The following is a 10,594-nucleotide window of genomic DNA, read 5'->3' as shown; positions in this document are numbered from 1 at the left end:
TTCAACGCACCGCCCGACGGGGTGCCCGAGCCGGACCAGGTGAAGGTGGCGACGGCGTGGGCCGGCAGGTAGTACGAGACGTGCTGGCCGGCCCAGTTGAAGCCGACCGTGCGACCGGCACCGCCGTTGTACGCGACGAGGGCCTTGCCACCGTCAGGGTTGCGGAAGGCGACGGTCTTGACGTTGTTGTCGCCGAAGTCGTCGGAGGCGACGCGGACCGCGCCGGGGCGGACGAACTTGCTGAGGTGGCCGACCAGGTAGTAGTCGATGCTGCGGGTGACGGCGCCGGTGGTGTCGTCGATGTAGACGAGCGCGCCGCAGTTGGAGCAGGAGCCGGGGCCGTAGGACGGGTTGGAGGCGATCGTCCACTGCAGGTAGGTGCGCGACCAGTTCCGCATGATGTCGATGTACTGGCCCATGTTGGGCAGGTAGCTGTTCCAGTCGCGGTTGCCGGTGCTGGGTGACGCCTCGGTGAAGTAGATGCCCTTGTCCGGGTACTGGTCGTGGATCTGGGACTGCACCCCGACCCAGCCGGCGTACTTGTGCCAGGCGGAGCCGGCGACGTACTGCGCGGCGGCCGGGTCGTTCAGGATCGTCTGCACGTATTCCGGGTGGTCCCAGTTGTGGTCGAACACCAGGATCCTGGTGTCCAGGCCACGGTTGGCGAAGGTCGGGCCGAGGTTGTTCTTGATGAGGTCGCGTTCCTGGGTCGCGGACAGGTTGTTGCCGAAGTTGGCGTAGCTCTGCAGCGGCTCGTTCTGCGGGGTGATGCCCCAGACCGGGATGCCCTGCGCCGCGTAGGCCTGCAGGTAGTCGGCGACGTAGTCGCTGAAGTTCTGGTGGTAGGCGGGGTTCAGCGCGTCGCCGCTGAGCATCCACGACGGCACGCACCACACGGAGCTCATCACGCTCAGCGCCGGGTTGAGCTGCTGGGCCTGGTGGATGAGGTCGATGGTCCCGTCGTTCTGGTCGGTGCTGAGGGAGAACGGCTGGCAGTCGGTGCCGGGGGCGTTCTGGTCGGAGCCGCCGATCGGCTGGCGCAGCAGGCTCATGCCGATGCCGGTCGACGGGTTGAACAGGTCGTTCATCAGGGCGTCGCGGGCGGACGGGCTGAGCTTGTTGCGCAGTTCCCAGACGGTGGATCCGGTGAACGAGGCACCGATGCCGTCGATGGGCTGGAACGTGGTGCCGTCGTCGACGCTGACGACGGTGGCGTCGCCGGCACCGCCTGAGGTGAAGGTCAGGTCCGGCTGCTGGGTGAGCTTGTTGGCCTGGTCGGTGGTGGTCAGCCAGACGTGGACGGTCTCGCCGGCGGCGAGGGCCGGCGGGGCGGCGGCGACGGTGAGGGTGGTGGCGGAGAGCACGGCCAGCAGGGTCAGGGCCGTGGTGCGGGCATGGGGCATCGATCCTCCGGGGGTGTGGCGGGTTCCGAGAGGGAGCGGTGAAGGGCCGAACTATTGGGCGGTGACCTCGGCGGCGGTGGCGAGGGCAGCGCGGGCGCCGACGGCGCGGGTGGCGAGCGCTCCCGCGACGACGGCGAACCGGACGGCGGTGTCGAGGTCGCGTCCGGTGTCCAGGGCCCAGGCGAGGGCGCCGCAGAAGGCGTCGCCGGCACCGGTGGTGTCGACCGCCTGGACGGGGTGGGCGGGGATGGTCCGCACGTCGCCGGGCCGGTGGATCCGGCAGCCGGCGGCGCCGAGGGTGACGACGACCGCGCCGACACCGGCGGCGATGAGGTCGTCGGGCGCGCCGAGCGCCGCGAGCTCGTGCTCGTTGGGCACGAGCACGTCGACGTCGGCCAGCAACGAGGCGGGCAGCGCCCGCGCGGGTGCGGGGTTGAGCACCACGGTCCAGCCGGCTTCACGAGCCGCGCGGGCCGCCTCGGTCACCGCCGGCAGCGGCACCTCGAGGCTGGCGAGCAGGACGCCGGGTGGCCCGGTGAAGGATCCGGTGTCTTCCGGCGACAGCAGCGCGTTGGCGCCGGGGACGACGGTGATGGCGTTCTCGCCGCTGGGGTCGAGCATGACGACGGCGAGCCCGGTCGGCTCCGCCGTGGTCCGCACCAGGGACAGGTCGACGCCCGGCAGCGTGGACGGGTCGAAGTCGGGCCCGACCGCGGCGATCAGCCGGCAGGCGCCGCCGAGGTGGGCGACGGCGGCGGCCTGGTTGCCGCCCTTGCCGCCGGGGCCGGTGCCGGACCCGGTCGCGATCACGGTCTGCCCCGGCGGGGCGATGAGCGGGGTGTGCACGACGAGGTCGATGTTCACCGACCCGACCACCACGACGGTCATGAGCCCGTCCCGCCGCTGGAGGCCCGCACGACCAGGGCCGTGTCGATACTGACGTGCCGGGCGGGGCCGCCGTAGCCGCGGCCGAGCCGGTCGATGAGGAGCCGGGCGCAGGAGCGGCCCTGCTCGTCGAGGAAGCTCTCGACGCTGGTGAGGGTGGGCACGACCATGGTGCCGGCCTCGATGTTGTCGTAGCCGGTGAACGCGAGGTCCTCGGGGACGCGCAGGCCGCGCTCGCGGGCCATGGCCATGCCGCCGATGGCGATGAGGTCGTTGGCGCAGACGACGGCGCGGATCGGCAGATCCTTGGCGAGGAGCTGGGCGAGGGCCTCGCGGCCGCCCTCCCAGCTGTACGGGACGCGGGCGACGAGCCGCTCGTCGACCGGCAGCCCGGCCGCGGCCATGGCCCGGCGGAACCCGGATTCGCGCAGGTCGGCGGGGCCGTCGCCGGGCAGGCCGCCGACGAACGCGAGGGGGCCGCCGAAGCGTTCGATGAGGTGCCGGGTGGTGATCTCCAGGCCGGCGCGCTGGTCGCTGCGCACGCAGTCGTAGGGGCCGTCGACCTCGGCGTTGAGGCCGCCGTTGACGAACGGGATGCTCGCGCCGGTGAGCACGGCGGCGTCGGTGGAGGTGATGTCGAAGCCGAAGAGGATGACGCCGTCGACCCGCCGGTCGGTGATGACCTGCAGGACGTCGGCCTTGACGACCGGGTCGTCGTCGGTGTCGTAGATGGAGATCTGGTAGCCCAGCGGGCGCAGCTCCTCGGTGATGCCGCGGGCCACGAACGGGTAGACGACGTGCGCGATGTTGGGCACGACCAGCGCCGCGGTGTGGGTGCGCTGGCTGCGCATCGACCGGGCGATCTCGTTGGGCCGGAAGCCGAGCAGGTCGATGGAGCGGCGCACCTTCTGCTGGGTGGCCGTCGACACCGGGCGGCGGCCGCTCAGCACGTGCGAGACCGTTGTCACGCTGACGCCGGCGTGTGCGGCGACGTCGCCGATGGTCGCGCGTCGGGTGTCCTCGGTGTCCACTCCGCGATCATCCTCCTTTCGTGGTGTGCAAGACGATTTGCAGATACTGACCGTTAGCACGCCCGACGTCAAGTGAGTGCTGATGTGGCAAAACGTGGCACGCAGATTTCTGCGGAGGGACCATTGACACGACGAACGTGTTGCGTCATGGTTTCGGCACGCAAATCGGTTTGCAAAGAGAGGACCGTTCGTGACACCCCCACCCTCACGTCTCCGACACACCCTCCGGGGCGTCCTCGCGTTCAGTGCCTGTGCCGTGCTCGCCGCGTCCGCGCTCACCGCCTGCGGTAGCGACGACGAAGGCGCCGGCGGCGGCAACGTCGAGCTCACCCTGCAGGTCTGGGGCGACACCAAGTACGCCGAGGACCAGTTCAAGGTCTACCAGGAGCAGTACCCCGATCAGTCCAAAGGCCAGACCATGAAGGTCTTATCGGCCGGCAAGACCGACACGGACTCGATCAACAAGTTCCGCCTCGAGCTGTCGTCCGGCAAGGACATCCCCGACATCCTGCAGCTCAACTACAGCTGGGTGCCGGAGTTCGCCGAGGCGGGCGTCCTCTCCGACGTCAAGACCCTGGCGGATCCGTTCCTGCCCAACGTCAGCCAGGCCGCGCAGCGGCTCATGCAGTACGACGGCAAGTACGTCGCCTTCCCCTACGAGGTGAAGTCCAAGCTCTGGTACTACCGCAAGGACCTGTTCCAGCAGGCCGGCATCGACATCACGCAGGTCAAGACCCAGGCCGACTTCGTCGCGGCCGGGCAGAAGCTCAAGGCCAAGTTCCCGAAGAGCAACGTGTGGAACCTCGGCACCAACCCGGCCACCTACGACTGGCAGATGATCGCCGCCGGCAACGGCGCGAAGTACGCCACCAAGTCGCCGTGCGCGTTCGTGGTCGGCACCGACCCGGGCACGGCGCAGGCGTTCAAGGCCATCAAGGACCTGCGCAACTCCGGGGTCGTCGAGACGAAGATCGACGACTGGACGCCGGAGTGGCAGACGGCCCTCGCCGACGGCACGATCGCCTCCACGCTCAACGCCAGCTGGTTCCCCGCGTTCCTCACCCAGTACGCGCCGGACCTGAAGGGCAAGTGGGGCGTCACGACGTGGCCGGAGATCGGCGGCGCCGTCGGCGGCAGCGAGTCGGCCGGCTCGGTCTTCGTCATCCCGGCGAAGTCCAAGCACAAGAAGGAGGCGGCGGAGTTCCTCGGCCGCACGCTGATGGACGCCAAGGGCACCAAGGCGTTCGCGAAGATCGGCGGCTACGTGCCCAACGTCATCGCCCTGCAGGACGACCCGGAGCTCACCAACCACCCCTACTTCGGCACCGAGCTGAGCACCGCGTTCAAGGCCGCCGACAAGGACTACAAGGTCTTCGCCTTCGACCCGGCCGCCAACAAGGAGCAGGTCGCCCTGTCCAACGCCATGACGAAGTACCTGACCTCCAACGACGCGGAACCGACCACCTACCTCAAGGCCGCCCAGGACGAGCTGACCGCGCAGGTCGGCTGCCCCTTCAAGAGCTGACGGAACCCATGACGCTGCACCACCAGACGGGGGGTCCTGCGCGGGCCAGGGCCCCCAAGTGGCTGGACCGACTCGCGCCGTACGGCTTCATCGCACCGTTCGTGGTGTCCTTCGCGCTGTTCTTCGCGATCCCGTCCATCGTCTCGATCGGTCTCAGCTTCACCCGCTACAGCGGCTACGGCCCGGTCGAATGGGTGGGCCTGCGCAACTACCGGTCGCTGCTGGACTCGCCGAACTTCCACCAGTCGGTGCTCAACACCCTGTTCTACTGGCTGGTGCCGCTGGTGCCGATGCTCGGCGGGGCGTTCCTGCTGGCCATGGTGGTGCGGTCCAAGCTCACCCGCTGGGGCCGGATCTACAAGCCGCTGCTGTTCATCCCGCAGGTCATGGCGCCGGTCGCGGCCGGCCTGGTGTGGCGGGTCATCCTCAGCGGCAACGGCGTCGTCAACAGCGTGTTCGGCCTCGACGTCAACTGGCTCGGCGACCCCGACGCGATGAAGTGGGGCGTCGTGCTGCTGCTCGTCTGGCGCGGCCTCGGCTGGTACTTCGTGGTCTTCCTCGCCGGGCTCACCAGCATCCCGAACGACCTGCTCGAGGCGGCCGAGATGGACGGCACCACCGCCTGGCAGCGGGTCCGGCACGTCGTGCTGCCGCTGATGCGCCCGATCGTGCTGTTCGCGCTCGTCATCGACACGATCGCCTCGCTGCAGCTGTTCACCGAGCCGAACCTGCTCGTCGGCGGCGCCGGCTCGACGACCGGGGCGCCGCCGTCCGCGGCGCCGGTGATGAACCAGATCATCACGAACATCTCCGGCGGGCAGTTCGGGCTCGCGGCCGCCGTCGGCTGGCTCATGTTCATCGCGATCGCCGTCTTCTCGGTCGTGCAGTTCCGGTTGTTCCGAGAGGAGCGGTGATGCGCAAGTCCTCGTGGGTCGGCGCGCGCGGCGTGGTCAACCTGTTCCTCATCGCGATGGCGTTCCTGGCGCTCTACCCCTTCCTCGTCATGCTCTTCGGTGGCCTCAAGTCCTCCCGGGAGCTGACCACCAACCCGGGAGGCATCCCGACCGACCCGACGCTGGACAACTTCCACACCATCTTCAGCGGCGACGCCGGCGCCGTGCTGTGGCGGTCCCTCGCCAACAGCTTCATCGTCACGATCCCGTTCACCGCGCTGACCGTGCTGTTCTGCGCGATGGCCGGCTACGCGTTCGCCAGGTACAAGTTCCGCGGCCGCAACGTGCTGTTCGGGCTGCTCGTCATGTCGATGCTGGTGCCGACCGAGGTCAACATCCCGACCCTCTACGTCATGTTCTCCAAGGTCGACTGGCTGAACACGTATCAGGTGCAGATCCTGCCCGGCACCGCGAGCGTGCTGGGGATGTTCATGGCCCGGCAGTACATGGCCGGCATGCCCGGCGAGGTCCTCGACGCGGCGCGCCTGGACGGCGCCGGGCACTGGAAGACGTTCTGGCGGGTCGCCGCGCCGATGTCGGCGCCGGTCCTCGGGGCGATCGCGGTGCTGACGTTCGTGGCGAAGTGGAGCGACTACCTCTGGCCGGTGATCATGGTCAGCGACCCCGACTACCAGCCGATCATGGTCACGCTGCCGTCGCTGTCCACCTCGCAGGACGGCTTCATCACCCGCTACGAGCTCCTCCTCGCCGGCTGCTTCGTCATCACCCTGCCGCTGCTCGCGATCTTCCTCCGGTTCCAGGAGAAGCTCATGAGCGGCACGACCGCCGGCGCCGTCCGCGGCTGAAACCCCTGAACCTGAAGGAAACCCCTCTCGTGCCCAACGATCCACTGTTCTGGGCGCTGCACACCCTGCGCAGCTCCTATGTCATCCACCTCGGCGGCGAGGACGTGCCGCTGCTGGCCCACTGGGGCCGGTCCGTCTCCGACGACACCGCGGCCGAGCTGGTGGCGGCCGCGGTCCAGGGCGGGCACCGGCGCGGCTGGGAGAGCGTCCTGGACGGCCGGGAGGAGTACCCGTCCGGCAGTGGGCTGCGGTTCGTCGAACCGGCCCTGGCCGTCGGCGGGACCGTCCGGTGGCAGTTCACCGCGGCCGAGCACACCGGCGGTGCCCTGGACCTGCGCTTCACCGAGCTCACCACGCCGCTACGGCTGACGCTGCACTACCGGTGGTCCGCCACGCACGACGTGATCGAGCGGTGGGCGAGCATCGCCAACGACGGCGCCGAGCCGGTGACCCTGCACCGGGCCGGCAGCGCCGCCTGGTGCCTGCCGGCCCGGCCCGGCTACCGGCTGTCCACGGTGCACGGCCGGTGGGCCGCGGAGACCCGGCTGCAACAGGCGCCGATCCCCGCCGGGCAGACCGTCATCGGCAGCCGGCACACCACGACGGGCCCGTTCCACAACCCGTGGTTCGCCATCGACGACGGTGCCGCCACCGAGACCGCCGGCGAGGTGTGGACCGCCGCCCTCGCCTGGTCCGGGACCTGGCAAGCGACCGTGCAGCACCTGGCGAACGGCCGGGTCACCGCGACCGTCGACGCCGGCCCCGCCGTCCTGGGCCCCGGCGAGGAGCACGTGACCCCGAAGACGCTCGGCACCTGGACCGATCAGGGGTTCGGCGCGGCCAGCCGCGGCTGGCACACGTTCGTCCGCGACACCGTCCTGCCGACCGACGAGACCCGGCCGGTGCTGTACAACTCGTGGGAGGCGACCGGGTTCGACGTCGACGAGGCCAACCAGATCGGCCTGGCCGAGCGGGCCGCGGCGCTGGGCTGCGAGCTGTTCGTCATGGACGACGGCTGGTTCGGCAAGCGGATCAGCGACCACGCCGGGCTCGGTGACTGGACCCCGAACCCCGACCGGTTCCCCGCCGGCCTCGACCCGCTGATCCACCGGGTGCACGAGCTCGGCATGCGGTTCGGGATCTGGGTCGAGCCGGAGATGGTCAACCCGGACAGCGACCTGTACCGCGCCCACCCGGACTGGGTCTACCACACCCCCGGCTACCCGCGGCACGAGCTGCGCCAGCAGCTGGTGCTGAACCTGGGCCGGCCCGAGGTGGCCACGTGGCTGCACGGCTGGATGGACGCGCTGCTCGCCGCGCACGACATCGCGTTCGTGAAGTGGGACATGAACCGGCCCGTGACCGACCCCGGCGCCGACCCGCAGTGGGCGCGCCGGCACGCCACGGCGCTCTACGACATCTTCGACCGGCTGCGCCGCGACCACCCGCACGTGCGGTTCGAGTCGTGCGCCTCCGGCGGCGGGCGCGTCGACCTCGGCATCCTCGCCCGCACCGACCAGGTCTGGCCCAGCGACAACACCGACGCCTCCGACCGGCTGCACATCCAGGAAGGGTTCAGCCAGCTCTACCCGGCGCGGACCATGACCGCCTGGGTCACCGACGCCCCGAACTTCCTCACCGGCCGGCAGCTGCCGCTGCGGTTCCGGTTCCACGTCGCCATGGCCGGGGTCCTCGCCGTCGGCGGCGACCTGAACGCGTGGACCGACGCCGAGCGGGATGAAGCGGCGACGCTGATCGCGCAGTACAAGCGGATCCGCCACGTCGTGCAGCACGGCGACCTGCACCGGCTGCGCTCGCCCCGCACGAGCACCGCGCCCGCCCTGGCCTACGCCACGGCCGACGAGGTCGTGGTGTTCCAATGGCTGGACGGGCACCGGTTCGGCGAGCCGGCGCTGCCCGTGGCGCTGCCGTTCCTCCCTCCGGACGGGACCTGGACCGACACCGACCGCGGCACCATCCACAGTGGATCGTTCCTCGCCGTGCACGGCGTCGACCACGGCCTGCGGCGCGACCACGACAGCGCCGTCACCCACCTGCGGCGGACCGCGTGAAGCTGCTCGAGCACATCCGCGCGACGCCGAACCGGGGCGCGGCGCACATCTTCCTCGGCAGTCCCCTGTCCGACGGCTGCGACAAGACCGTCGCCGAGCCCGGCGGCACCTTCTCCCCCGGCGTGTGGACGTGCGGCATCTCGATCTGGGTGGAGGTCGACGGGCAGCGCTACACCCCGGACCTGCTCGACCCGGACGACATCGCCTGCGTGTTCACCGCACCGGTCCTGCACTCGACCTGGCCGGCCGGGCCGGTGCGGGTCAGCACCGCGCTGGGCACCCTGTCCGGGCCCGGCGCCGAAGGCACCGACTTCCTCGCCATCGAGCTGTCCGCGCCCGCCGCCGTCCACCTGGTGGTCCGCGGCGAGGGGCCGGCCGGCGGCACCCTCACCGCCGTCAGCTGGGACGGGCGGCACCTGCACCTGGACGGCGGGCGGCGGGTCCGGCCGGCGGCACCACCGGACGGCGTCACCATCGACGGTGACGTCGCCGTGCTCACCTGGTCCTCGACCGCCGACGCCGGTGCGGTCGTCGAACACGCGTTCACCGACCGGCCGCTCGGGGACCTCGAGCCGCTGCGCCGCGCGCACGCCACCACGACCGTGCACGACGGCCTGGCCACGGCCCGGGAGCGCTGGTCCGGCGAGCTGCCGGCGCGGGTGTTCGCGCCGGACCCGGCCGTCGCGCACGCCTGGCAGGCCAGCGCGCACCACCTGCTCGCCCAGGCCGAGTGCGGGGTGCCGCGGATCGGCGCGGTCGACTACCCGGTGCTGTGGATGCGCGACACCGTCATCGCCGTGCACGCCCTGGACCTCATCGGCCGGGCCGACCTGGCCCGGACCGCCTGCGAGCACCTGGCCCCGGTCGTGTTCTCCGGCGGGTTCGGCGCCGAGTCCGACGGGCCCGGGCAGGGCATCTGGGTGCTGGTGGAGCACGCCGTGCGCACCGCCGACCTGGCCTGGCTGCGCCGCCAGTACCCGCACATCCTCGAGCGGATCGGCTGGCTGGACCGGATGCGGACCGCCACCGGCCCGATCCGGGCCCTCGCCCACAACCGGATGCCGCGCTATCTCGGCAGCCCGGCGCTCAACGTGGTCTGCCTCCCGGCCACGGACGGCCTCATCCGCGGCCGGATGGACTGGCACCGGCCGGACTTCTACCTCAACTGCTGGGCGGTCGCCGGATACCGGCGGGCCGCGCAGGCCGCGGCGCTGCTCGGCGAGCACCGCGACGCGGGCCTGTGGCGCACCACCGCGGACCGGCTCGACGAGGCGATCGCCGAGCACCTGCTGCCCGCGTACGGCAACGAACGGGACCCGATCGTCACGCCGTACCCGACCGGGGCCCTGGCCGGGCACGGGGACCGGCTGCGCAAGGCGTTCGAGGAGTGGTTCCGGGCGCACCGCCTCGACCACGACGGCGGCCGCCGCCCGGAGCGGCTCTGGACCTACTTCGAGGCCGCCCAGGCGCACAACGCGCTGCGGCTCGGCCTCGTCGAGGAGGCGTGGGCGTCGCTCGGGCCGATGCTGCGCGACGGCGGGACCTGGCAGCTCGGCGCCCACGACGAGGGCGAACCCGGCGGCAACGAGTCGCTGCCGTTCACCGGCCGCCAGGGGGCCGGCTGGCTCAGCGCCGAGCACGGCCGCGCCGGGAACATGCCGCACGTGTGGACCGCGGCCGAGCTGCTCGGCGCGTTGCGGACCGTGTTCGTCGACGACGACGGCGACGTGCTGGTCCTCGGCGCCGGTGTGCCCGAGTCGTGGCGCCGGCCCGGCGCCCGGTTCGGCGCCACCGACCTGCCCACCCGCTGGGGCCCGATCACCTTCACCGTCACCGCCGACCAGCACGGCCAGTGGACCGCCGACGTGCGCACCGGACCGTTGTGGCGGCTCGCCACCCATCTGCAGGGGAGATAAATC

At 71.3% G+C, this 10,594-nt stretch carries 8 protein-coding genes; 5 read left to right on the top strand and 3 right to left on the bottom strand.

The window, feature by feature from the left end:
- The 3 genes from Dsi01nite_RS15460 to Dsi01nite_RS15450 all read right to left on the bottom strand — a co-directional run.
- The coding region (locus Dsi01nite_RS15460; RefSeq protein ID WP_203846834.1) for a glycoside hydrolase family 30 protein at positions 1-1,403 on the bottom strand (1,403 nt) is incomplete at its 3' end.
- Positions 1,404-1,454: 51 nt separating this feature from the next.
- Positions 1,455-2,291, bottom strand: coding sequence for a ribokinase (locus Dsi01nite_RS15455; RefSeq protein ID WP_203846833.1), 837 nt, complete (start codon positions 2,289-2,291; stop codon positions 1,455-1,457).
- Positions 2,288-3,319, bottom strand: a complete 1,032-nt coding sequence (locus Dsi01nite_RS15450) for a LacI family DNA-binding transcriptional regulator (protein ID WP_203846832.1) — start codon at positions 3,317-3,319, stop codon at positions 2,288-2,290. The genes Dsi01nite_RS15455 and Dsi01nite_RS15450 overlap by 4 nt, the downstream gene beginning before the upstream one ends.
- 190 nt (positions 3,320-3,509) lie before the next feature.
- Here Dsi01nite_RS15450 and Dsi01nite_RS15445 point away from each other — a divergent pair, with 190 nt between their 5' ends.
- The 5 genes from Dsi01nite_RS15445 to Dsi01nite_RS15425 are packed head-to-tail and all read left to right on the top strand — an operon-like array spanning position 3,510 to position 10,591.
- Positions 3,510-4,844, top strand: coding sequence for an ABC transporter substrate-binding protein (locus tag Dsi01nite_RS15445; RefSeq protein WP_203846831.1), 1,335 nt, complete (start codon positions 3,510-3,512; stop codon positions 4,842-4,844).
- Between the two features lie 8 nt (positions 4,845-4,852).
- On the top strand, positions 4,853-5,758 hold the full coding sequence (locus Dsi01nite_RS15440; protein ID WP_203846830.1) for a carbohydrate ABC transporter permease: 906 nt from the start codon (positions 4,853-4,855) through the stop codon (positions 5,756-5,758).
- Entirely contained in the window at positions 5,758-6,603 is an 846-nt protein-coding gene (locus Dsi01nite_RS15435; RefSeq protein ID WP_203846829.1) for a carbohydrate ABC transporter permease, read from the top strand. The genes Dsi01nite_RS15440 and Dsi01nite_RS15435 overlap by 1 nt, the downstream gene beginning before the upstream one ends.
- Before the next feature lie 29 nt (positions 6,604-6,632).
- A complete protein-coding gene (locus Dsi01nite_RS15430; RefSeq protein WP_203846828.1) occupies positions 6,633-8,675 on the top strand; it encodes an alpha-galactosidase in 2,043 nt (680 codons plus the stop codon).
- Positions 8,672-10,591, top strand: coding sequence for a hypothetical protein (locus tag Dsi01nite_RS15425; protein WP_203846827.1), 1,920 nt, complete (start codon positions 8,672-8,674; stop codon positions 10,589-10,591). The genes Dsi01nite_RS15430 and Dsi01nite_RS15425 overlap by 4 nt, the downstream gene beginning before the upstream one ends.
- Positions 10,592-10,594 lie beyond the last annotated feature (3 nt).

It is taken from the genome of Dactylosporangium siamense (assembly GCF_016862795.1).
GTDB lineage: Bacteria > Actinomycetota > Actinomycetes > Mycobacteriales > Micromonosporaceae > Dactylosporangium > Dactylosporangium siamense.
This window is presented reverse-complemented; position numbering and strand designations above follow the sequence as displayed.

Excerpts from the sequence above, each read along its gene's own strand:
- Dsi01nite_RS15440 (WP_203846830.1), top strand. The coding sequence starts at position 4,853 with ATGACGCTGCACCACCAGACGGGGGGTCCTGCGCGGGCCAGGGCCCCC.
- Dsi01nite_RS15435 (WP_203846829.1), top strand. The coding sequence starts at position 5,758 with ATGCGCAAGTCCTCGTGGGTCGGCGCGCGCGGCGTGGTCAACCTGTTC.
- Dsi01nite_RS15455 (WP_203846833.1), bottom strand. The coding sequence starts at position 2,291 with ATGACCGTCGTGGTGGTCGGGTCGGTGAACATCGACCTCGTCGTGCAC.